Source organism: Paraburkholderia atlantica, assembly GCF_000092885.1.
Taxonomy (GTDB): Bacteria; Pseudomonadota; Gammaproteobacteria; order Burkholderiales; family Burkholderiaceae; genus Paraburkholderia; species Paraburkholderia atlantica.
Window position 1 is genome coordinate 1,986,117 of record NC_014118.1, and the last position, 22,435, is coordinate 2,008,551.

At 62.5% G+C, this 22,435-nt stretch carries 24 protein-coding genes and 1 pseudogene; 21 read left to right on the plus strand and 4 right to left on the minus strand.

All coding sequences use genetic code 11. From position 1 onward, the window contains the following. Positions 1–39: 39 nt before the first annotated feature. On the plus strand, positions 40–444 hold the full coding sequence (locus BC1002_RS24975; RefSeq protein ID WP_013092780.1) for a DUF3224 domain-containing protein: 405 nt from the start codon (positions 40–42) through the stop codon (positions 442–444). Positions 445–471: 27 nt separating this feature from the next. Next, positions 472–1,062: a hypothetical protein gene (locus tag BC1002_RS24980; RefSeq protein ID WP_013092781.1), complete on the plus strand. Its 591-nt coding sequence runs from the start codon at positions 472–474 to the stop codon at positions 1,060–1,062. A gap of 1 nt (position 1,063) precedes the next feature. On the opposite strand, the gene BC1002_RS24985 is transcribed toward BC1002_RS24980, so the two are convergent. Continuing rightward, on the minus strand, positions 1,064–1,996 hold the full coding sequence (locus tag BC1002_RS24985) for a LysR family transcriptional regulator (RefSeq protein WP_013092782.1): 933 nt from the start codon (positions 1,994–1,996) through the stop codon (positions 1,064–1,066). 184 nt (positions 1,997–2,180) lie between these two features. Here BC1002_RS24985 and BC1002_RS24990 point away from each other — a divergent pair, with 184 nt between their 5' ends. The 4 genes from BC1002_RS24990 (at position 2,181) to BC1002_RS25005 (ending at position 6,775) form a co-directional block, all read left to right on the plus strand. After that, a complete protein-coding gene (locus BC1002_RS24990) occupies positions 2,181–3,470 on the plus strand; it encodes an MFS transporter (protein WP_013092783.1) in 1,290 nt (429 codons plus the stop codon). A gap of 74 nt (positions 3,471–3,544) precedes the next feature. Continuing rightward, positions 3,545–5,080: a M81 family metallopeptidase gene (locus BC1002_RS24995; protein ID WP_013092784.1), complete on the plus strand. Its 1,536-nt coding sequence runs from the start codon at positions 3,545–3,547 to the stop codon at positions 5,078–5,080. A gap of 217 nt (positions 5,081–5,297) precedes the next feature. Continuing rightward, positions 5,298–5,633 (plus strand): DUF4148 domain-containing protein, encoded by a 336-nt coding sequence (locus tag BC1002_RS25000; RefSeq protein ID WP_013092785.1) that lies wholly within the window; start codon positions 5,298–5,300, stop codon positions 5,631–5,633. A 551-nt stretch (positions 5,634–6,184) separates the two neighbouring features. Then, the gene (locus BC1002_RS25005; protein WP_013092786.1) at positions 6,185–6,775 is read left to right on the plus strand and encodes a hypothetical protein; all 591 of its coding nucleotides are present in this window, start codon (positions 6,185–6,187) and stop codon (positions 6,773–6,775) included. Between the two features lie 81 nt (positions 6,776–6,856). On the opposite strand, the gene BC1002_RS25010 is transcribed toward BC1002_RS25005, so the two are convergent. Beyond that, positions 6,857–8,167 carry an MFS transporter gene (locus BC1002_RS25010; RefSeq protein ID WP_013092787.1) on the minus strand — a complete coding sequence of 437 codons (1,311 nt, stop codon included), beginning with the start codon at positions 8,165–8,167 and terminating at the stop codon, positions 6,857–6,859. Positions 8,168–8,345: 178 nt separating this feature from the next. Continuing rightward, entirely contained in the window at positions 8,346–9,440 is a 1,095-nt protein-coding gene (locus tag BC1002_RS25015) for a tartrate dehydrogenase (RefSeq protein ID WP_013092788.1), read from the minus strand. 123 nt (positions 9,441–9,563) lie between these two features. On the opposite strand from BC1002_RS25015, the gene BC1002_RS25020 reads away from it, so the two are divergent. The 6 genes from BC1002_RS25020 to BC1002_RS25040 all read left to right on the plus strand — a co-directional run bounded on the left by BC1002_RS25020 (position 9,564) and on the right by BC1002_RS25040 (position 14,563). Beyond that, complete coding sequence (locus BC1002_RS25020; protein WP_013092789.1) at positions 9,564–10,490, plus strand: LysR substrate-binding domain-containing protein; 927 nt, start codon at positions 9,564–9,566, stop codon at positions 10,488–10,490. A 236-nt stretch (positions 10,491–10,726) separates the two neighbouring features. Continuing rightward, positions 10,727–11,071, plus strand: a complete 345-nt coding sequence (locus BC1002_RS39815; protein WP_420798786.1) for an STY0301 family protein — start codon at positions 10,727–10,729, stop codon at positions 11,069–11,071. Positions 11,072–11,444: 373 nt separating this feature from the next. Further along, positions 11,445–11,879, plus strand: coding sequence for a hypothetical protein (locus BC1002_RS25025; protein WP_238537967.1), 435 nt, complete (start codon positions 11,445–11,447; stop codon positions 11,877–11,879). Positions 11,880–12,219: 340 nt separating this feature from the next. Continuing rightward, entirely contained in the window at positions 12,220–13,518 is a 1,299-nt protein-coding gene (locus BC1002_RS25030) for a TAXI family TRAP transporter solute-binding subunit (RefSeq protein ID WP_013092791.1), read from the plus strand. A 237-nt stretch (positions 13,519–13,755) separates the two neighbouring features. Next, positions 13,756–13,959 (plus strand): DUF3562 domain-containing protein, encoded by a 204-nt coding sequence (locus BC1002_RS25035; protein ID WP_013092792.1) that lies wholly within the window; start codon positions 13,756–13,758, stop codon positions 13,957–13,959. A gap of 142 nt (positions 13,960–14,101) precedes the next feature. Further along, entirely contained in the window at positions 14,102–14,563 is a 462-nt protein-coding gene (locus BC1002_RS25040) for a GNAT family N-acetyltransferase (protein WP_013092793.1), read from the plus strand. 70 nt (positions 14,564–14,633) lie between these two features. On the opposite strand, the pseudogene BC1002_RS36680 reads toward BC1002_RS25040, so the two are convergent. Continuing rightward, positions 14,634–15,132 (minus strand): annotated as a pseudogene (locus BC1002_RS36680) (IclR family transcriptional regulator domain-containing protein); the annotation flags it as partial. Between the two features lie 111 nt (positions 15,133–15,243). On the opposite strand from BC1002_RS36680, the gene BC1002_RS25050 reads away from it, so the two are divergent. From BC1002_RS25050 to BC1002_RS25090, 9 genes are all read left to right on the plus strand, one after another. Continuing rightward, positions 15,244–15,540: a hypothetical protein gene (locus tag BC1002_RS25050; RefSeq protein ID WP_013092794.1), complete on the plus strand. Its 297-nt coding sequence runs from the start codon at positions 15,244–15,246 to the stop codon at positions 15,538–15,540. Positions 15,541–15,641: 101 nt separating this feature from the next. Further along, positions 15,642–17,354: an acid phosphatase gene (locus tag BC1002_RS25055; RefSeq protein WP_013092795.1), complete on the plus strand. Its 1,713-nt coding sequence runs from the start codon at positions 15,642–15,644 to the stop codon at positions 17,352–17,354. A 217-nt stretch (positions 17,355–17,571) separates the two neighbouring features. Beyond that, positions 17,572–17,931, plus strand: a complete 360-nt coding sequence (locus BC1002_RS25060; protein WP_013092796.1) for a DUF3564 domain-containing protein — start codon at positions 17,572–17,574, stop codon at positions 17,929–17,931. Between the two features lie 319 nt (positions 17,932–18,250). Continuing rightward, a complete protein-coding gene (locus BC1002_RS25065) occupies positions 18,251–19,000 on the plus strand; it encodes a DNA/RNA non-specific endonuclease (protein ID WP_013092797.1) in 750 nt (249 codons plus the stop codon). Next, positions 18,993–19,253: a hypothetical protein gene (locus BC1002_RS25070; protein WP_013092798.1), complete on the plus strand. Its 261-nt coding sequence runs from the start codon at positions 18,993–18,995 to the stop codon at positions 19,251–19,253. Before BC1002_RS25065 ends, BC1002_RS25070 begins: the two co-directional genes overlap by 8 nt. Positions 19,254–19,563: 310 nt before the next feature. Further along, positions 19,564–20,679 carry a SpoIIE family protein phosphatase gene (locus BC1002_RS25075; protein ID WP_041735200.1) on the plus strand — a complete coding sequence of 372 codons (1,116 nt, stop codon included), beginning with the start codon at positions 19,564–19,566 and terminating at the stop codon, positions 20,677–20,679. A 12-nt stretch (positions 20,680–20,691) separates the two neighbouring features. Continuing rightward, complete coding sequence (locus BC1002_RS25080) at positions 20,692–21,255, plus strand: SiaB family protein kinase (RefSeq protein WP_013092800.1); 564 nt, start codon at positions 20,692–20,694, stop codon at positions 21,253–21,255. 19 nt (positions 21,256–21,274) lie between these two features. Then, the gene (locus BC1002_RS25085) at positions 21,275–21,670 is read left to right on the plus strand and encodes a DUF1987 domain-containing protein (RefSeq protein ID WP_013092801.1); all 396 of its coding nucleotides are present in this window, start codon (positions 21,275–21,277) and stop codon (positions 21,668–21,670) included. Position 21,671: 1 nt separating this feature from the next. After that, positions 21,672–22,397 carry a GGDEF domain-containing protein gene (locus BC1002_RS25090; protein ID WP_013092802.1) on the plus strand — a complete coding sequence of 242 codons (726 nt, stop codon included), beginning with the start codon at positions 21,672–21,674 and terminating at the stop codon, positions 22,395–22,397. Positions 22,398–22,435 lie beyond the last annotated feature (38 nt).

The window sequence follows — 22,435 nt, forward strand, 5'->3', positions numbered from 1 at the left end:
CGCTTCGCGGTCGCCCGTTCAAGCCAGGAGGAAATCCCGATGACTCACCACATCGCAAAAGGCACCTTCATCGTCTCCCTTCAACCGATGCCGTTCGAAAACGCGGAGGCCGAATCGAAGCTCGGCCGCATGTCGATCGACAAGCAGATCTCCGGCGATCTCGCCGCGACCACCCAAGGGCAAATGCTGAGCGCGATGACGAGCGTTAAAGGCTCGGCCGGCTATGTCGCGCTCGAACAGGTCACGGGCACGCTGGCGGGCAAGCAGGGCACGTTCGTGCTGCAGCATATCGGCGTGATGAATCGCGGCGCTGCGTCGCTGAAGGTGACGGTCGTGCCCGATTCGGGCACGGGCGAGCTGAGCGGCATTGAAGGCGAGTTCAAGATCGACTTCGTCGATGGCGCGCATTCGTACGAGTTCGCTTATCGTCTGCCCGGCGATTGAGATGCCGAACATGATTCGCGAGCAGGCATGACCCGACTGTTCGGCGTCCTGGGGGCGATCGTTTCGCTGGTCGCGTTTCTGCCTTATGGACTTGCGATCTGGCGCGGCACCGTACGTCCTCATCTGTTCACGTGGCTGGTCTGGTCGGTCGTCACGGCGATCGCGGCCGTCGGGCAATTCGTCGCCGGTGCAGGCCCCTCGGCGTGGACTACGGCGGCGATCGCGGCTACCTGCTTCTTTGTCCTCGTGGCGAGCGTCTTCAGGGGTGAACGGCAGCGGACCGCTTTTGATTGGCTTTGCCTGATCGCTGCGTTGTCGGCCATTCCGCACTGGATACTCACCAATGATCCGACCTTGTCGATCTGTGTTGTCACGCTGATCGAACTCGTCGGCCTCGGGCCGACGGTGCGCAAAACTATTCTTGATCCGTGGAGCGAGAGTCTTTTGTATTTTGCGCTGTGCGTTCTCAAATACGCGCTCGCGATTCTCGCGCTGCCGAAATGGAGTGTGGCCGTGGCGTTTTATCCGGCGGTGAATATCGTGGCGTCCATCGGGGTCTGTCTGTTGATGGTGGTGCGCAGGCGTCAGGTGGGGGCGTATTCCGCGCGATCGCAGTGAATCACCCAGATTCACCTTGCCGCGCCGCCCCGAACATCGTCATGCGCTGCAAAATCCACGCGAGCAGTTCGTGCGCGGCCGCGACGAGTGGCCGCCCGGACTTCACCAGCACGCGCGCCTTCGTGCCCAGAAACAGCGCGTGGTCGATCGGCACGGTCACCAGCTCGCCAGCCTGAATCTCGCGCGAGGCCGCGAACTCTCCGATCAGCGTCGCGAAATTTTCGTCGGCGACAAAACGCTTGAGTGCCGTTAGGGAATTGGTGGTGAGCGTCGCGCGGATCTCAACGTGTTCGACGAACGCGAGCATCGTTGCGAGATGCCCGATGCCGAACGTGCTCGGCATCAACGCGAGCGGCCACGCGAGCAGATCGTCGATCGTGGCGGGCTTGCCGCGCCGCGCGAGCGGATGGTCGCGGCGCACCAGCAACACCACGGGCTGCGCGGAACTCGCGCGATATTCGACGCGCGGATGCGGCGGCGGATTGAACGCGAGCCCGATATGCGCGCGGCTTTCCGCAACGGCGTCCAGCACGTCGTCGACCGGCAGCACGGTGAGGCCGATATCGACCTTCGGGTATTGCACACAGAACGGCGTGATGACCTCGGCAATCAGCGCATCCACGTAACCCTCGCTGACGGCCAGATCGACGCGGCCTTGCTGCAAGCCGCGCAACGCGTGCAGCTGATCCTCGAACTTCTCCTGCTGCGCGCGATAGCCGCGCCAGAACTCCAGCAAATGCGCCGCGGCCTCGGTTGGCCGGACGCCGCGCGCCTGGCGCTCGAACAGCTGCACCCCCAGTTCGTCTTCGAGCAGCTTGATCTGCCGCGTGATCACCGAGGGCGACGTGTTCAGGCTGTCCGCCGCACCGCGGATCGTGCCGTGCGCGAGCACCTGGTGGAAATAGCGCAGCCGCTGCTGATTGATTTCGCGCATCGCACCCCCGTTTGCCTATCGCTCCGTTGCCCTGGGAGGAACAATACGTGAACTTTGTTGCTCTTGCTAGCAAGGATTGCCCTGGTCAGGATGGTGTTGCGCACGATGCGCATCACATCTATTGCATGCGACCAGAGCAGGCGCCAAAGCGCCGCCACCGGTCGACACACATTCGGAGACAGACATGGCGGCCATTCTTCCCACCGCGCGAAGCGGCGACGCTTCGGCGCTCTACAGCAAGATCAACGCGCACTTGCTGCCGTTTCTTCTGATCTGCTATCTGTTTGCTTACCTCGATCGCGTAAACGTCGGCTTCGCGAAGCTGCAAATGCAAACCGATCTGGGCTTTTCCGATGCCGCTTACGGTGTGGGCGCTGGCATCTTCTTCATCGGCTATGTGCTGTTCGAGCTGCCGAGCAACCTGCTGCTGCCGCGCATTGGCGCGCGCAAGACCTTCGGCCGCATTCTCGTTCTTTGGGGCATTACATCGGCCTGCATGCTGTTCGTGCGCAGCGTGCCGGCGTTCTACGCGATGCGCTTCCTGCTGGGCGTATTCGAGGCCGGTTTCGCGCCCGGCATGATCTTCTATCTGTCACGCTGGTACGGCCCCTCGCGCATGGCGCGGGCGATTGCGATGGTGTTTCTGGCCGGGCCGATCGGTGGGATCGTCGGAGGGCCGGTTTCGGCGGCGATCATGAGCACGCTCGCGGGCAAGGCGGGCCTCGCCGGCTGGCAATGGATGTTTCTAGTCGAAGGCCTGCCGTGCATCGTGCTGGGCATCGCGACCTTCCTCTATCTGCCTGACCGTCCGGCCGACGCCTCGTGGCTCAGCGACGCCGACAAGCGCCAGCTGGAGGCCGAAGTCGGCGCGGCGCAGGCTCATGCCACTTCGTTTCGACACGTGTTGCGCGATCGCAAGGTCTATGTGCTGGCATTCGCCTACTTCTGCATCATTGCCTCGATCTATGCGATCAGCTTCTGGCTTCCCGCCATCCTGAAGGCTCAGGGCGTGAGCGACCTGATCACGCTCGGCTGGTTCACGTCGATTCCGTACGTTGCTGCGGCGGTGGGCATGCTCTATATGGGCTCGCGTTCGGACCGGCTCGGCGAGCGGCGCCTGCATTGCGCGGCGCCGGCGGCGGCCGCCGCGTTGCTGCTGGCCGCCTGTGCGGCTGCGGGCAGTCATGTCGCGCTCACGCTGACGCTGCTCACGCTCGTGACGATGGCGCTGTGGATGGCCTACACGGTCTTCTGGGCCATTCCGCCCGAGTACGTCAAGGGGCCGGCCGCCGCGGGCGGTATCGCACTCATCAACACCATCGGACTGTCTGGCGGCTTCTGGGGGCCCGCGGCCATCGGCTGGATCAAGACGGCGGCCGGCAGCCTGCAACCGGCGCTGCTCGCAATGGCTGGCGTGTCGCTGCTTGCCGCGCTGCTGATCCTTCCGCTCCGGCTCGCTGCCACCAGGCCCTGACCTTGTGCCGCGCTTTCAGGGCGCGCCACGCAGTCCATTCGATTAGCCATCCTTTTTCAACGAGGTAACGGGAAATGAAGATTCTCATCGCAGGCTTCCAGCACGAAACCAACACGTTCGCCCCGACCAAAGCAAGCTGGCAGAGCTTCGTTCAGGGCGAAGGCTTTCCGCCGCTCGCGCGCGGCTCCGGCGTGCTCGCGCTGCGTGACGTGAACGTCCCCGCCGGCGGCTTCATTCAGGCGGTGGAAGCGGCGGGCCATACGCTCGTGCCGGTGATCTGGGCCGGCGCGAGCGCCTCCGCGCACGTGACAGAAGACGCCTATGAGCGCATCGCAGGCGAAATCGTCGAGGCCGTGCAGCGCGGCGGCTTCGACGCCATCTATCTCGACCTGCACGGCGCGATGGTCGCCGAGCATCTTGACGACGGCGAAGGCGAACTGCTCGCGCGCGTGCGGGCGATCGTCGGCCGCGCAATCCCGCTGGTGGTCTCCCTGGATCTGCACGCAAACGTGACCGAGCAGATGTTCGCGCACGCGGATGCGATGGTCGCCTACCGCACCTATCCGCATGTCGACATGGCCGAGACCGGCGCTCGCGCCGCGCAAATCCTGATGCTCCTCGCGAAAGAGCCGGAGCGCGGCCTCACGCGCGTGGTGCGCCGCATTCCGTTCCTGATCCCCGTCAACGGCATGTGCACGCTCGCCGAACCGGCACGCGGCACGTACGATCGTCTCGCGGCGCTGGAACGCGACGGCGTCGTCTCGCTGTCGTTCGCGCCTGGATTTCCGGCGTCCGATTTCCCCGAATGCGGCGCGGTGGTGTGGGGCTACGGCTTCGACAAGGCCGCCGTGACGGCCGCCGTCGATGCACTGGCCTCGACCATCGTCGCGCAGGAGCGCGACTGGGAAGTGCGCTTCCTCGACCCGGACGCCGCCGTGCGCGAAGCGATGCGGCTTGCCGAACGCGCGACTCAGCCCGTCGTGATCGCCGATACGCAGGACAACCCGGGGGTGGGCGGCGATTCGAACACGATGGGCCTCGTGCGCGCGCTGCTGCGTCATGGGGCGAGCGACGCCGCCGTCGGCCTGATCTGGGACCCACGCGCGGCAGCGAAGGCGCACGAAGCGGGGCTCGGTGCGACGATCGAGTTAAAGCTCGCGGGCGGCTCGGGCGTACCAGGGGACGCGCCGCTCGCCGGGCGCTTCGTGGTCGAACATCTGTCCCACGGGCGGGTGCGCTTCGATGGCCCGATGATGAACGGCATGTGGACCGACATCGGGCCGGTGGCATGCCTGCGCATCGATGGCGTCCGGATCGCGGTCAGCTCGGTCAAGATGCAGATCTTCGACCGCAATCTCTATCGCGCGGCCGGCATCGAACCCGAACGCATGAAGATTCTCGTCAACAAGAGTTCGGTTCACTATCGCGCCGACTTCGACGCGATCGCCGCCGCCCATCTGGTGGCGAAAGCGCCCGGCCCGATGGCCGCCGATCCCGCCGATCTGCCGTGGCAGCGGCTCGATCCGCGCCTGCGACTGCGGCCGAACGGCGCGTCGTTGGGAGAGATGCGCGGTAGTGCCGAGCGCGCGAGCAGTCACGCCGCGCGGTGATTTCGAGGCGTTTCGTATCGTTGTGTATCCACCGGGCGATTCGACAAACACGGTTGCAAAAGCCGGGGTTCGTGGAAACAGGCGGGATACATGAGGGGGTTCAAATACGTCCATGCCAGTCGGCGGTGCCGCAAAGCAGAGCGGACGTCGACGCGACTGGATGCACGTGCCACGCAACCGTGGTCTGAACCAACTCAATTGCTCTCAGGTGGATACCATGAAACTCGTCAAGTCGCTGATCGTTGCCGCTGTTGTCGCTGTCCCCGTCGTTTCGTTCGCGCAGACCAACGCGCCGCTCACGCGTGCCCAGGTTCGCGCGGAACTGGTCCAACTCGAAAAGGCGGGTTACAACCCGGCTGCGGATTACAACACCTATCCGCAGAATATCCAGGCCGCCGAGGCACGCGTGAGCGCGCTGAACGGCGCGGCGGCTTCGGCATATGGCGGGTCGGCGGACGGCTCGTCGGCGGCCGGAGCCGGCGCGGTCAAGGTCCCGGCTCTGTCACAGCAACAGGACGTTGCCGGCCTCGCCACGGTCTACGCGCATCATTGATGTTTGGCGAGCGCTGCCCGTGCGGGCGGCGGCAACAGAAGACGGCCCGCTTCGAGCGGGCCGTCGTGCATGCACAATCGGGTCGCTTCGAGGATGCTCACCTCGCCGCAAACCTTTCTACACTTTTCACTTGCTTCAGCATAGACGGCACGCGGCGTCACCGCGATTCGCAGCGGGCGATCTGATTGTGCCTTCCTTTTGTCCGATATTCATCAGGTCACCGCAAATAGCGTGGATTACACTGGTTTTCGCTATGCGACCTTAAAGCGTGGCCGACCCACGAAGTCACCATTGCGCGGACTTTCGTGCATCCCTTCCGCACGTATCCGCCGACACCGGGCGAAACATGACTGCTCGGTGGAAGCCTTTCGCAATTCACCACTTTGGCCCACACCTGGTCCTTCAAACGACAGCGACCACGCATCACTGCGGCCATTTGTTAATCGACTATTTTCGTTTGATTCAATCAGGCGCCTGTGATCCAGGCCGCTCGTAGGCCCTTGCACGCCAGGATTTCACACGTCTGATTCGTCGTTGACAAGGAGATGACGATGAATACCCGGCATTTAAGCATTTGGTCAGCTATGGCCGTTGTACTTCTCTCGCTGAGCGGCACCGCGCAGGCCGGTGGCGACAATCGTGGCGGTGGCGGGCTTTGCTCGAACGCTACGCTGAGAGGACCCTATGGGTTCATCGGTCACGGAGTCATCCTCGGGTTGCTGGATTCGAACAACGTGCTGCATCCGTTCGCCACCCAGTCGATCCTCGATGACGTCGCCCTCGTGACATTCGACGGCAACGGCAAATTTACCCGCACCGATTTCGGCAGCATCAACGGCGTGCCGAAAGGCGGGCAGACAACCTTCAATCCGTTCCAGAAAGGCACTTATAAGGTGAACTCCGATTGCACCGGCACGATGTCGATCGTCTATATCGCCGGAGGAGCCGTGCCTGCCGGCGTCGAGACCGATCTGAACATCGTGGTCACTTCGGACGGAACGCAGGTCGAATCCGTCGTCTATCGGGCTAGCATCCCGTCAGCAGCGTCGACCCCGGACGGCTTCAGCTGTTCGATGGATTGCGTGCAAGGGGTGCAGGAAGCGTTTGAAGGCAAGAAGGTTCTGGTCTACGGCTTCCGCTAGTCGGGTACTGATGGATCGGATCAATTCAAGCATGCCGCCGGCCTTTCAACCGGCGGCGTATTCGCTTTGTCGATGCTTCGCTCAGTGCCCTTGCCGCTCGCCCACCGCGGCGGGCGCATGCCTGGTCTGGCGGCTCAACATCAGCGTCACGACCGCCGACACCGCCAACGTCGCGCCGACCACATAAAGCCCCGCCGTATAGCCGCCCGTCACGTTCTTGAGCCAGCCAATCGCAAACGGCCCGACGAAGCCGCCGAGGTTGCCTATCGAGTTGATCATCGCGATCCCAGCCGCCGCCCCGGCGCCCGACAGGAACATGCTCGGCATCGCCCACAGCGGCGCTTTCGCGGCGCTGATGCCGACGTTCACGACGACCAGCGCAAGCACGATCATCAACGCGGTACTCGCATTGCCGGCGAACACGAAGCCGACGCACGCAAGCGCGCACGGAATCACGACGTGCCACGTGCGTTCGTCGGTGCGGTCCGAGTGCTTCGCCCATAGCACCATCGCGATCACCGCGAGCACGCTCGGCACACCGGCAAGCAGCCCCGTTTCGAACGTGCCGAAACCGTATTGGCGGATGATCAGCGGCGCCCACAAGCCGAGCGTATAAAGTCCCGCCGAGGTGCCGAAGTAGATCAGCGCGAGCGCGAGCACGCGCGGATCGCGCATCGCGCTGAGCGCGCCGGCCGTGTGTCCCGCATGCGCGTGTCGCGCGTCGGCTTCGAGCTTCAGCTTCGCGATCAGCCAGTCGCGCTCTTCGGGCTGCAGCCACTCGGCTTGCGCGGGCTTGTCGGTCAGATACTTGAGCACGCAGAAGCCGAGGATGATCGCGGGCAATGCTTCGAGTATGTAGAGCATTTGCCAGTCGGCGAGTCCGGCAATCGGCGGCAGTTTCATGATCGCGCCGGAAATCGGCGAGCCGATCGCAGTCGAAATCGGCGCGGCGGCCATGAACCACGCCGCCGCGACAGCGCGCTGCCGCGTCGGAAACCACAGGCTCAGATACAGGATGATGCCGGGAAAGAAGCCCGCTTCCGCGACGCCGAGAATGAATCGCAGCGCGTAAAAACTGTTCGGCCCGACGACGAACGCCGACGCGAGCGACACCAGCCCCCAAGACACCATTACGCGAGCAATCCAGCGCCGCGCGCCGACCTTGTGCAGGATCAGGTTCGACGGCACTTCGAACAGAAAGTAGCCGATAAAGAAGAGCCCGCCGCCGAGGCCGAACGCGGTCGGAGAAAGACCGATCGCCTTGTTCATCGATAACGCGGCGAAACCCACATTCACGCGATCGAGAAAGCTCACGAAGTACAACAGCATGACGAACGGGATGATCCGCAGCATCAGCTTGCGGGACACCCGGCTTTCGAGTTCAGAAGTCATTGTCTCCTCCTCCTGCGCGCGGCAGTGGACCGCGCGCGAGCCTCGCGCCGGCCGACGTCGGGCCGAGCTAGTCGAGTCAGGGTTGGGTGCCGGCCACGTGGTGGCCGGGGCGTAGACCGCGCGCCGGGTTTGCGCGCGGTTCGCGCTTGGTACGGGTCAATTCAAGCGAAGGCAGCGCTCAGGCCGCGTTCGCCGCGGGCGTCGCCGCCTGCTCGATGAACGCGCATACCGCCGCCGTCACCTGCGCGGTCGTGGCCGTGCCGCCAAGGTCGCGGGTATGAAGCGCGTTGTTCGCGGTGACCGCTTCGACGGCCTGCATCACGCGCGTGGCCGCGTCGAATTCGCCGAGGTGTTCGAGCAGCATCACGACCGACCAGAACGTGCCGACCGGATTCGCGAGCCCCTTGCCCATGATGTCGAACGCGGAGCCGTGGATCGGCTCGAACATCGACGGATAGCGGCGCTCCGGATCGATGTTGCCGGTCGGCGCGATGCCGAGGCTGCCCGCGAGCGCGGCCGCGAGGTCGCTGAGAATATCGGCGTGCAGGTTGGTGGCGACGATCGTGTCGAGCGTGGCGGGACGATTGACCATGCGCGCGGTCGCCGCATCGACGAGTTCCTTGTCCCACGTGACGTCCGGAAACTCCTTCGAGATTTCGAGCGCGATCTCGTCCCACATCACCATCGCGTGGCGCTGCGCGTTGCTCTTCGTGATCACGGTCAACAGCTTGCGCGGACGCGACTGCGCGAGGCGGAACGCGAAGCGCATGATGCGCTCGACGCCGGCGCGCGTCATCATCGACACATCGGTCGCGGCTTCGATCGGATGGCCCTGGTGCACGCGGCCACCGACGCCCGAGTATTCACCCTCCGAATTTTCGCGAACGATGACCCAGTTCAGGTCCTCGGGCTTGCAGTACTTCAGCGGTGCGTCGATGCCGGGCAGGATGCGTGTCGGGCGCACGTTCGCATATTGATCGAAGCCCTGGCAGATCTTCAGGCGCAGACCCCACAGCGTGATGTGATCGGGAATGTCCTTGTCGCCCGCCGAACCGAACAGGATCGCATCCTTGTTGCGGATTTCGTCGAGCCCGTTGGCCGGCATCATCACGCCGTGCTGGCGATAGTAGTCGCCGCCCCAGTCGAAGTTCTCGAACTCGAACGTGAAGGCGCGCGTGGTCTTCGCGAGCGCTTCGAGCACCTGCGCGCCGGCCGGCACGACCTCCTTGCCGATGCCGTCGCCGGGGATGGTTGCGATGCGATAGGTCTTCATGTCTCCGTCCTGTGCTTGGTGAATGGCGTGAGTGGACTCTAGCGCGATCGAACGGGAAAAAACCGGTGCTAAACTCAAAGCATCTTTAACTTGCATTCACAAATGCGAAGGCGTGCAAAGACGATGCGCGACACCGTGCAGCCAGCGGATCTGAGCTTTTTCTCGACGCTCGCCGCGAGCGGCAGCCTGAGCGCGGCCGCGCGCGAACTGGGGCTGACGGCGGCTGCTGTCAGCAAGCGCCTCACGCAGATGGAGCAGCGCGCCGGCGTCGCGCTCGTGAACCGCACGACGCGCCGCATGATGCTGACGCCCGAAGGCGAGCTATACCTCGAACGCGCGCGGCGGATTCTCGATGAGATCGACGAACTGGCGGAACTGCTGGGCTCGGCGAAGAAGACGCCGAAGGGTTTGCTGCGCGTGAACGCGACGCTCGGCTTCGGGCGCAGCCATATCGGACCGGCGATCTCGCGCTTTGTCGCGCGGTATCCGCAGGTGTCGGTTCAACTGCAGTTGTCGGTTACGCCCCCGCCGCTCACCGACGACAGCTTCGACGTCTGTATCCGCTTCGGCGAACCGCCGGATACGCGCGTGGTCGCGCGCCGGCTTGCGCCGAACCGGCGTCTGCTGTGCGCGGCGCCGTCGTATCTCGCGGCGCACGGCACGCCGCTCACGGCGCACGATCTGACGCGCCACAACTGCATCGGCATCCGGCAGGGCGACGAAGCGTATGGCGTGTGGCGGCTGACGTCGGGACGCGGCGCCGCGCGCAAGACCGAGGCGGTGCGCATCAAGGGCACGCTGACCACCAACGACGGTGAGATCGCCGTCAAATGGGCGCTCGAAGGACACGGCATCCTGATGCGCGCGGAATGGGACATCCGGCAGTATCTGGCGGAGGGTTCGCTCGTTCAGTTGCTGCCTGATCACGACACACCGAATGCGGATATCTTCGCGGTGTATTCACCACGGCATCAGATGTCGAATCGTATTCGAGCGTTTGTCGAGTTTATTGCGCGGGAGTTGGGGGGTGAGGTGGGGGTGGTTGTGTAGTGCTGCGCAGCAGTTGACTCGAGGTGGAGCTACCCCGACACATTGCGACACATTGAGCGGGAGGGTGTTTCTCGCTCGCGAGAAGCTGAATCACAATCTGAAGGCCCTTATTAGCGAATCGCCATTATCTGAAAATTCGATTCCTCCTTGTTTTGATGGGCTGGGCTCGCTAGGGTGTGCGGAACTATCCGTTTTCGTCGCGTCATTGGCACGCGCTAATGACGGTACCCGAATCTATGTTGTCGAATAAGAAGCTTTTCCTGGCGGTTTGCCTCGTGGCAACAAGCGCCGTGTGCGCTTCGCCAACACAGGTCCAGTTTGAATGTTCAAGCGTGCTTTCTGCTGGAGGGCAACGTCATGTTCTGGATAACGCGTCTTTGTTTGATGGCCCTCCACAGCAAGAGGCGGATCTTTTTCCTGTGTCAGGCAAAACATCTGACCAGTGGGATTTGACAGGCGTTGACCCCTATCAGGTGTGCCGCTACCACGGCACTAAAAGCACCCTCGTGATTCATGCTGTTGGGGCTCGGACCTGCGAGGCCACGCGCAAGCCTATTGCTGTTCACTGCAACTCTCGTTAGGTGGAATGGAAGTGGAAATGGAGTATGCCCGACAGATTGCGCCGACTAGAGCTAACTTCCTCTAGAAGCCAGCCCCACATTCACATGCCGCACCAGCGAATGGGCCATATTGGATGCACGGCATCATTCGCTTTAACATGCCTGGCCACCCTGGAATTGGCGTGCATTCGAGGCGAGCTAACGCCCGACATTTGCCGGGCCCCCAAGCATCCCACGATGGGCTGTATCCGCACGTCGGACGACGCAATGAGTGCAATAAGCGACCTGATGCGCCGAGACGCTTTGACAACGGTCGAAGTTGCCAACAACAACTTGGGTACGGCTCACGCTGCGTCTCAACGAAACCGTGGCATAAATCTGCGGGGGCGTCCGCATGGATAAGCGCAAAATGGCGATGACCTGGCTTATAGCTGCTGCGGCTGCTGCGTGGATGCCATTAGCCCACGGCAAAGCTTGCACGGAAAATGACGCTGTTGAGGCGGACGCGATGGTGGACCACCTCGACAGCTGGCCTCAGATAAATACCGCATTTAGCAAGTACAGTCACTGCGACGATGGTGAGATTGCTGAAGGCTATTCTGAGGCAATCGAGCGATTGCTGACTGACCACTGGAAAGCGTCACCAGAACTCGATGCACAAATTAAGCTCAATCCGTCATTAGAGTCGTTCGTGCTACGTCACATTAACTCAACCCTCGATACTGACGACCTTGCAAAGATCGTTACGCTCGCTACGAAGTCTTGTCCAGAAGGCATGATTCCTTTGTGTAAAGCATTGGTTAATGCCGCGTCCCAGGCTGAACGATAACCGCTGCGACGGATAGGGCTGCTTGCATACTTGCTGCGCTCCGTCGATGGGCGGGCCCATGATGGTGTCCCGCTATCTGGCTGTGTGGTTCCATCCCGCGACATCTGGCGTGCGTGAGCGGTGCCGCTTGCGTTGTGTATTGCCGCGACGGTAGTCGGCAGCAGCACCCGCCGCAGCGTTTCACTGCACATCACCGGCTATCGAATAAATCTCCCTGATATCGTAAAGTTGAGGAACCAAACCCCGATCCCACTCCTTTACTCACCAAGTCCGGACCTGACCAAACCGGGTAACGATGCCGAGACCAGACTCCGCGCCGTACCGCAGCCCGAGAACCCCGATGACACGGCGGCGCCGGCGTCTTCTGATCATCGGCGCGATCGTGCTCGTCGCCGCGTTCGGCTGGATGCTCGCGCTGATTCTCGAGCCCGCGTTCCAGCGCACGATCGTCATCACCACCGGCGCCGACGGCGGCATTTACCGTGGCTTCGCCGATCGCTACGCGCCGCTGCTCAAGCGCGAAGGCATCAAGCTCGACATCCGCAGCTCGTCGGGCTCGGTCGAAAACTACCAGCGCCTCGCCGACCCGGACAGCGCCTATCAAGTCGGCTTCATCCAGTCGGGCACGACCCGTCCGAAAGACACGGACAACCTGCAAACCATCGCCGCTGTGTCGTACGAGCCGATCTGGGTGTTCTATCGCGGCGACGCGACGATCGACCGGCTTTCGCAACTGCGCGGCAAGCGCATTTCGATAGGCGTGCCGGGCAGCGGGCTGCTCAACGTCTCGCAGGTGCTGCTCGGCTACAGCGGCGTCACGAGCCAGAACTCGACGCTGCTGCAGATGGACGCGACCGCCGCGTACCAGGGGCTCGAAAGCGGTCAGATCGACGCGGCGTTCTTCATCGGCCGGCCCGACGCCGACATGCAGCACACGCTGCTGACCAGCAACCTGAAGCTGATGAGCTTCGCGCAGGCCGATGCACTGGCGCAAAAATTCCCGTCGCTGTCGAAGATCGTATTGCCGCGCGCCTCGACGAGCGTCGCCGACGATCTGCCGCGCAACGATGTCACGCTGCTCGCGGCGACGGCGCTGCTGGTGTCGAAGGACACGCTGCATCCGGCGCTCGTCTATCTGCTGCTCGACGCGGCGCGCACGGTGCATGGCGGCGAGGACTACTTCACGCCGCTCGGCACGTTCCCGAACCTGAACACCGAAGAATTCCCGATCTCCGACGAAAGCGTGCGCTACTTCAAATCGGGCCGGCCGTTTCTGTATCGCTACCTGCCGTTCTGGCTCGCGAGTCTGATCGAACGACGGCTGCTGATTCTGGTGCCGTTCCTCGCGCTGCTGATCGGCCTCGCGCAAGCGCTGCCGGGCATGCTCGAAGCGCGTATGAAGAAACGTCTGTTCGTGTGGTATCGCGCGATCAAGGCGCTCGAGGACGAAGTGTGGAAGAACACCGAGCCGTCTCGCGCACAGATCGCGCAATGGAGTGAGGAGATTGAAAACATCGACGCAAACGCTAACCAGATCCGGATTCCGTACCGCTACTTTCAGGACGTTTACGCGCTGAAGCAGGCAATCGGCGTCGTGCGCGACCGGATCGCCCATGTGGCGCAGAAGGTGGAGAAGTAAAGACGCCGTTCGCTTAGCCCTGCGCGTTTCCCGGGTATTCACCACCGCCGTACCGGTTGATTTTCCGCGCGCCCTCGCCGCAGCGTCGCTTGCCGTAGGGCAAGAAGAAAATCTCTGTGAAATCGGTCGAACGATAGGTCGATTCAATTGGCGTGCTCGCGAATCACATCCTGTAATGGACTCCTGCCGCGCGCGTACCGTCCATCCAGTCGGCCGCGGACTATCCGGAGAGCGCCCATGTCGCAGCCTGAGCCGAATGTAGACGAAGTAGTCCGCAGCATCGCCGAAGAAACCGACACGCCGACCGAAACGGTGTCCCGCATGTACGCCGATTCGCTCGCCGAATTCCGGAACGAGGCTCGCGTGTTCGACTACGTTCCGCTGTTCGCCGCGAAGAAGGTCCGTAACGAGCTTCGCCAGAAGCATCCTCGCAAGCACTGACTCGCGACAGGCGGTGATGCATCGGCTCACCGCACTGTCGCACGCGTCGTGGCTCCAGATTTTGCGATCATGGTGGAGCTAACAATCGCGTCGCAAATTTTTTATGCTGGCGGTTCCACAGCTTTCAAAAGGAGCCGCCCACATGTCCGCCCCGCTGCAGATTCGCGCCGTCACCCGTGACGATTTCGATGCATGGCTGCCGCTATGGGATGCCTACAACGCGTTTTATGGCCGCTCGGGCGAGACCGCGTTGCCGCGCGAGATCACGCAAATCACGTGGAATCGCTTTTTCGATGGCTACGAGCCGATGCATGCGTTCGTCGCCGAACGCGCCGGGCAATTGCAGGGCATCGTGCATTTTCTGTATCACCGCCATACGACGATGGCGGGACCGATCTGCTATCTGCAGGACCTGTACACGCTCGATAGCGAGCGCGGCAAGGGCGTCGGCCGTGCACTGATCGAGGCCGTCTATGCGCGGGCAAAAGCCGACGGCGCGCAACGCGTCTACTGGCAAACGCACGAGACGAATCACACCGGGATGCAGCTCTATGACAAGGTCGCGGAAAAGTCCGGCTTCGTGGTTTATCGCAAAACGCTTTAGCGCACAGCGCTTCGTCAGGGCCCATCGAAGACAAAAGGCGCGCCAACCGGTGCGCCTTTCGTTTCACTGTTCAAGCGGTCACGGCGAGTCCTGCCGCGCAATGCAGCAGCACTCGCCGACAGATATGAAATAAGTATTTGAAGTAGTCGCGCCGTGAAGTCAGCGCGCGGTCAATGTGCGGCAAGGCGATGATCAGGAGCTCGCGCTCGCCGGTCTCGCCGGTCTCCGAACGCACGCGGCGCTCTTGCCGCTCTGCTCGCGCACCGGTGCGTTCACCACCGAAATCCCCCGCTCGAACGACATCTCGCTGGCCGCATAGCCGGCGTGCGCTCGGTGAAGCGTTCGAACTGCGGCTCCGGATACGGCTGGCGCAACTCCTCGAAGCTCAGATCGCCCATCAGCACCTGGCCATGCATCGTTGCATGCGCGGGCAGGCGCGTGCCGACGTGCACCTTGACCGAGCTGTACATCGGCTCGGGGGTCTGCGCCTTCGCGACGAACACGACGTCGCGCTAAACGCGGATCAGCAGATGCATGCCGCGCCCGGTCGCGTCACGCAGGCGTTCGATAGCGCGAAGCATGCGGCGAATCGGCTACGCGGTGCTATGCTTTGATCCGGTCCAGCGGCGCGGTGTGTCCCAGCCGCGCGCTCGCGCCGTCCAAGCGTAGGAGGCCACGTCATGTCCAACGCGATCCAGATTCAGGTTGCCGACTCGCATCTTTATCCGGGCTGCGCGGTGCGCATCGCCGATCTTCCCGAACCGGCCGGCACGCCGAACCTCGCCGAGGCACGCGTCGAGTTCGCGGATGGCTCCGGCGCGCACGCCACCTGTCATCGGCGCGCGCATGACGAACTTGAATTGACCGTCGATCGTTACGCGACGCAAAAACGTCATCCGATCGACGCAAGGCACTGGCTACTATTGGCTGTCGATGCCACGCATCACAGCTGGCGCGTCAAGCGTCGGCTGCCGTAAAGCCGCGAGGCCTGCCGGCCTCGGCGGACCCGTAACCGGTGTCGCGCGCGCCGCCTCCAGCGGCGCCGATGCGACCGTCACGTCTCCTTCGGAACTCACCGATGACCGACCACGATCCTCACCTGCTGCCGAAACTGGACAACCCCGATTCAATCGACAACACCAACGACGCCCCCGACGATCCCGAACGCCGGCGCGTCCTGACCGGTCTCGCGGCGGTCGGCCTCGGCTTCGCGTTGACCGGCTGCAAAACGGGCGAGGGACTCGCGGGCAACGGCCCGCCGCGGAGCGCCGCCGACTTGCGCCTCGACGCCGCGCTGCACGATCAGGTGAAGAACATCGTGGTGATTTACGCGGAGAACCGCAGCTTCGCGAACCTGTACGGCAACTACCCGGGTGTCCAGCATCCGCTCGACGCCGTCACCGCCGAGCAGTACGTCCAGCTCGACCGCGATGGCAAGACGCCGCTGCCGCGGCTGCCGGCGATCTGGGGCGGGCTGGTGCCGCAGGCCCAGGAAGTGGACGGCAAGCGCTACATGATCGGCGAAAAGGATCTCGATCATCTGCGCAACCGGCCGTTCCAGATCGTCGATGCGCGCGGCGCGCCGCTGCCGACCGGCGTGATCACCCGCGACCTCATTCATCGCTTCTATCAGAACCAGATGCAGATCAACGCGGGGCGCAACAACCAGTTCGCCGCGTGGGGCGATTCGGGCGGCCTCGTGATGGGGCACTACCGCAATTCCGCCGACACGCTGCGTCTGTGGAATCTGGCGCAGCAGTACACGCTGTGCGACAACTTCTTCATGGCCGCTTTCGGCGGCTCGTGGCTGAACCACATCTTCCTGATCTCGGCGCAGGCGCCGTATTACCCGGACATCCATAACAGTCCGGCGAAGAAGATGGTGTCGGTCCTGGAAGGCGACGATCCGACCGGCACCCGTTTGAAGCTCGCGCCCAATTCGCCCGCGTCGGCGCTCGACGGTCCGCCGAAGTTCGTCAATGACGGCGCTTTCACCGCCGACGGCTACGCGGTCAACACGATGGCGCCGCCGTATCAGCCGAGCAGCGTGCGTCCGGCCGAAGGCGGCGACCCGGCTTTCGCCGATCCGTCGGACCCGCGCGTGATGCCGCCGCAGAATTACGCGACGATCGGCGACCGGCTGACCGCCAAGGGCATCGACTGGGCGTGGTACAGCGGCGCGTGGCAATTCGCGCTCGATCATCGCGATACGGGATCGATGCCCGACTTTCAGTACCACCATCAGCCGTTTAACTACTTCGCCAATTACGCGCCGGGCACCGCCGCGCGCCGCCGCTATCTGCGCGACGGTGGCATGGGCAACGACGCGTCGACCAATCGCCTGATCGCCGACATCGACGCGGGACGTTTGCCGACCGTCACGTTCTACAAACCGCAGGGCGACCTGAACATGCACGCGGGCTACGCGGACGTCGCCTCGGGCGACCATCACATCGCGACGCTGATCGAGCATATTCAGCGCGGCCCGCAATGGCAGAACACGGTCGTCATCGTCACCGTCGACGAAAACGGCGGTTGGTGGGACCACGTCGCGCCGCCGATCGGCGATCGTTGGGGGCCGGGTTCGCGCGTTCCCGCGCTGGTGATCTCGCCGCTTGCGAAGAAGGGTTACGTCGATCACACGGTGTACGACACGAACTCGATTCTGCGTTTCATTAGTCGTGTGCATGGACTCGCTCCGCTCGAAGGCGTGGTCGTGCGGGACAAGGCATTCGCCAGCAACGGACTCGCGCCGCTCGGCGATTTGACCGCTTCGCTCGATCTCGCTTGAACGCCTGTCAGCTGCGTTGATTTGCCGCGGCTCGCGAGGTGGATGTGGTCGTTACAGCATGCATGTCGCGTACGCCGCGCCGCGTTGAGCATGCACCGTACCTTCCCACCCGGTTTGGTGAATTATTTTTCCGTTCGCAAATCATGCCTTTGTCTTGCATAAAGCGCCGCGCCGCCTAGACTGGTAAAGCCCTTCGCAATTTATGAACGGAACTGCTATGCGACTGACCATCCTGATTAACGGTTCCGATCCCACCGTAAGCCATGATTACGCTGTGCTCTGGCTCGATACCGATGAACATCGGTGGTCGAGAGAAGCGCATCAAGGGATCGATTTGCCCCCTTGGGGTGAGCTGCGCGACGAGAACGGCGTGACCACGCTGTGCGCACCGAGCGCCGACGCGCCGCTCTGTACGTTGCGCGGTCTGCACGTCGATCGCAAGGAACGAGTGAGCGCCGCTCAAGGCGCCGCAGCATGGACCGCGCTGCGAACCCGCAAGGCGACTAGCGGCTTCTGGCGTTTGCAGGCGGTGGATCGTCAAAAAACTCGCGCTGAAAACAGCGTGTTCGGTAATTAATCTCTGGCGCGCTTTGCCGCGCTCTCTTTTCCGGTCGAAACTTCCGGCTCATTGCGCGAGCACTGTTCGTACGTGTAATCCTGTTCGTGCGCAAACGAACATAACGTACCGCGATATCGCAAGCCTTAAGACCTTCTTAAGCTTGCGTGAGTAGAGTCGGAAGTCCACGCATTCGGGTCGCTGCAAAGCGGCCCACTTTTTTGTGCGGCGCACGCCGCCTCTTCTGTTTCCCATCCCCTTTCCTTGATTCGCATTGCCCGGTCGCTCGATGCGGGCCGCGACGCTATACTTGCGTCCCCTTTCATCGAACCACCGACACATGAAGAAGTGGCTTGCCTGTCTGTTCCTCGCCGTCGCCGCTCATGCAGGCGCGGCGCCCTCCTGCACCAGCTTCACGCCGAATGCGCAATGGCCCGTCCTCATCAATCAGAAGATGGCGCCCAAAACGCGCATGCTTTGTTATAGCGATTTCGCGGTGCTGCATTCGGGTATCACGCACGGTCCGCTGTGGTCGGCCGAGCATCTGACGCGTGAGCACATCGAAGAAGCGAAGGACATGGTGCGTACCAACAAGTTCTTCGAAGACGCGCGTCTGCCCGAAGGTGAAGGCGCGACACTCGCCGACTACAAGCGCAGTGGCTTCGATCGCGGCCATATGAGTCCGGCTGGCAATCGCTGGAACAGTGAGGCGATGGCGCAATCATTCTCGCTCGCGAACATCGTGCCGCAAGACCGTCAGAACAACCAACGATTGTGGGCGCGCATCGAAACCGCGGTGCGTAAGATCGCGCTCGCCTACGACGACACGTACGTCGTCACCGGACCGCTGTTCACCGGTCAGCAATTGCAGACGATCGGACCGACGCGCGTGTTCGTGCCGACCCAGTTGTACAAGGTTGTCTATGTGCCGTCGCGTCAACTGGCATTCGCAGTCGTGGTTGATAATGTGGCGACCAACCGCTACGACATGCGCACGATTCACGAGCTCGAAGCGATGTCGGGCATCCGCTTTCCGGGCATTCCGGATAACCTGAAGGACCAGCGGCCAGGAGGACTAAAAGGTGTTTAAGCCCTATTCGAACGATGACGACGTGCTCAACATTCAGGGTGATGCGCTGACACTCACCAACGGCACGACGCGTGTCGTGCTGAACGGCACGCTCGAATTGACGCGCGATCAACGCGGCCTGAAGGCGGCGCTCGCGCTGAAGGAAGCGCTCGATGCAATCGTCGCGAGTCTGCAGGCGCAGAAGGATTTGCCGGCGAAGGTGCAGGACGAGCCGGATGCCAAGCCGGGTGTCGTGCAGAATCCGTTTCAATGACTAGACCCGTCGGCGTTGCATTTGCGCAACCTCGCAGCTCGCAAGTTTTACTGATGGTGGTCACGCAAACCTTTGCGTGACCACTCGTTTTCTAATCTCGCGCCAGTAGAGCGGATCACCGCCGCTCTGTCACATAATGTACATAGAGAAACCTTAGCGTGCGAGGTTTCTTCATACATCGACTGGCGTCGCCATGCATCCAGCGTTCTCGAGATTTCGCCGCTCTTCCGCACAGGGGAATCCGCGCACTGCCGGAGACTTGTGCCAGGAAGTTCCAGCCGTAGACGTTGAAGATCCCAACTCCGTGGTCATGGAGATCTTCTCGGCGCGACGCGACATGCAGAGTCTCGCTGTCATCAATGACCAGCGTCCCATCGGCCTGATCAACCGCGATATCTTCATGTCGCAGATGAGCAAGCCGTTCCATCGCGAGCTTTACGACAAGAAGAGCTGCATCGCGTTCATGGACAAGGACCCGCTCATCGTCGATGCCGACGTGAGCATCGAAGCGCTAACCTTCAGGACCGTCGAGGCCGGTGAAAAAGCACTGGTCGATGGTTTCATCGTGACACGCGAGGGACTCTTCGCGGGTCTCGGCAGTGGTCTGCAACTGATCAGCGCAGTCGCGGAAATGCAGGCGGAGAAGAACCGCCAGATCATGCAGAGCATCGAGTACGCCAGCGTGATCCAGCGCGCCATGTTGCGTGCTTCGAGCGAGACGCTGTCGATGAAGCTGCGCGACGCGGCGATGGTCTGGGAACCTCGCGACGTCGTCGGCGGCGACTTCTATCATTTCGCGGCCTTTCCGAACGGCTGGTTCGGCGCCGTTGCCGATTGCACCGGACATGGCGTTCCCGGCGCCTTCATGACCTTGCTTGCATCGGCGTCACTGTCGAAGGCGCTCGAACAGATTGGTCCGCGCGACCCCGCCGCGCTGCTGGCGGCCGTCAATCGCAACGTCAAGGGCTTGCTGGGGCAAGTGAACAGTGCCGACGAAGGAACCCAATCCAACGACGGCCTGGACACGGCGCTCTTCTGGTTCGATGCCACGGAGAACGTGCTGCATTTTGCCGGCGCGAGGATCGCGCTGCACATCCTGTCGCCCGACGCCGCGGAGTTCGAAACGATCAGCGCCGACCGCATGGGTGTCGGCTATGTGGACAGTCGTGCCGACTATGCGTGGAGCTTGCGCTCGATCCCGGTCACCGCGGGTAGCCTGCTGTTCATCTATACCGACGGCCTCGCCGATCAGATCGGCGGTCCGCGCAATATTTCTTTCGGCCGGCGCCGTGCGCTCGACCTGATCCTCGAAAATCGCGCCGAAACCCCCGCGACGATTTGCGAGCGTGTCCGACTCGCGCTCGCGGAGTGGCAAGGCAATCAAACGCGCCGTGACGACATCACGCTTTTCTGTGCCCGCATTTAGTGAATTCCCAGAATGTCTCAACTACTAGAACAAGACAGCGCCTTTTTCGAACTCGCGCAGCGGCGCAACGTGCTCTTCTATCACAAGGGCTACTTCTCCCATAACATCGTCGCGTCGATGGGCGAAGTCGTGAAACTGCAACTCGAAGTCGCCGGTGTCAGCGGTCCTACCCGCCGCAAACTTTTCTCGTCCTTTATCGAGCTGGCACAGAACATTGTCCATTATTCGTCGAACGCGCTGGAGTCCGGCGGCGAAGGAGCAGGCGCGATACGCGAGGGCACGGTGTGCATCTCGCGACACGGCGAGCATCACGTGATGTTGTGCGTCAATCCGATCGCGACCGCCGAGGTCGAGGGCCTGCGCAGCAGGCTGGAGCCTCTGCGCAACATGTCGCTCGAAGAAATCAAGCAGGCGTACAAGGTGACATTGCGCACCGACGCTCCGAAAGACAGCAAGGGCGCCGGCCTCGGCTTCCTGACGATGGCGCGCGATGCGAGCGCGCCGCTTGAATTCGCTTTTCATCCGCGTGCCGACGAACCCGGCACCACGCTGTTTTGCCTCATGGCCATCATCTGAGCAGGAAGGCACAAAAACAATGGAAAACCTACACATCCCCGCGACGACGACGTCGCCCGAAGTCGATTTTCGCTTCGACCAACACACGTTGTCGATCAAGGGTGAGTCCTACCCGGAAAACGCAGCCGCTTTTTACGCGCCGATCATCGAGCAGATGCGCAAGTACCTCGCCGCGAACGCTGGGGCCGAAATCACGATCGACGTCGCGCTGACGTACTTCAATAGCTCGAGCACCAAGATGCTGTTCAGCATGTTCGACGCGCTGGATCAGGCGGCGGAATCGGGAAGCCGCGTGTCGATGAACTGGTATCGCGACGAGGAAGACGAGACCATTGCCGAATTCGGCGAAGAACTGAAGGCCGATTTCCGCGCAATCAAGTTCACCGATCGTCCTATCGCGCAGCAGGGAAAATAAGGTGCGTTCGACCACTTCCCGTGACGTGTCCTCGGGCGGCGCACCCGATCTGTTCCAGAACGAGAGCACGGCGCTGGCAAAGGCTCGCGCGATGCATTCGAACATCGATGCGGATGCCGCGGAGTATCGCCAGTCGCTGGGCGAACTGATCGAGCACTTCCAGCGCCTGATGCGCGAAACACGGCGCCTGATCGGCCGCAGCGACCGGGCTGAACGCGAGATGCAGGTGCTGGCCCAGCAGTTGGCGTATCGCGCATCGCACGACGCGTTGACCGGCGTACTGAACCGCAGCGCCGTGATCGAGCGGACCACCAAGGTATTGCGCACCAGCAGCGCGGTGATGATCATCCTCGACATCGACGAATTCAAGCGGATCAACGACGACTACGGCCACCCCACTGGAGACGCGGTCATTTCGGGGGTCGTCGATTGCCTGCGCAGAATCGTCGGGGAACAGGGCTTTATCGGGCGAGTGGGCGGTGAGGAGTTCACCGTGCTGCTGCCCGGCCATGAACCGGCCAGTGGCGCCATTCTTGCCGAGCGCATGCGAGAAGCCATCAGTGACTCGCTGGTCGTTCCACCGGTCGAGCGCCGCATCACGGCCAGCTTTGGCGTCAGCATCAACGCAGTCGGAACCTGCTTCGACACCGCATACGGTCTCGCCGATGCGGCTCTGTACCGCGCCAAGCGAAGCGGACGCAACCGCGTCGAATTTGCAGATCGATAGGCGGATAAGCAGAGCCATAGCGCGCCGTTATCAGCTGG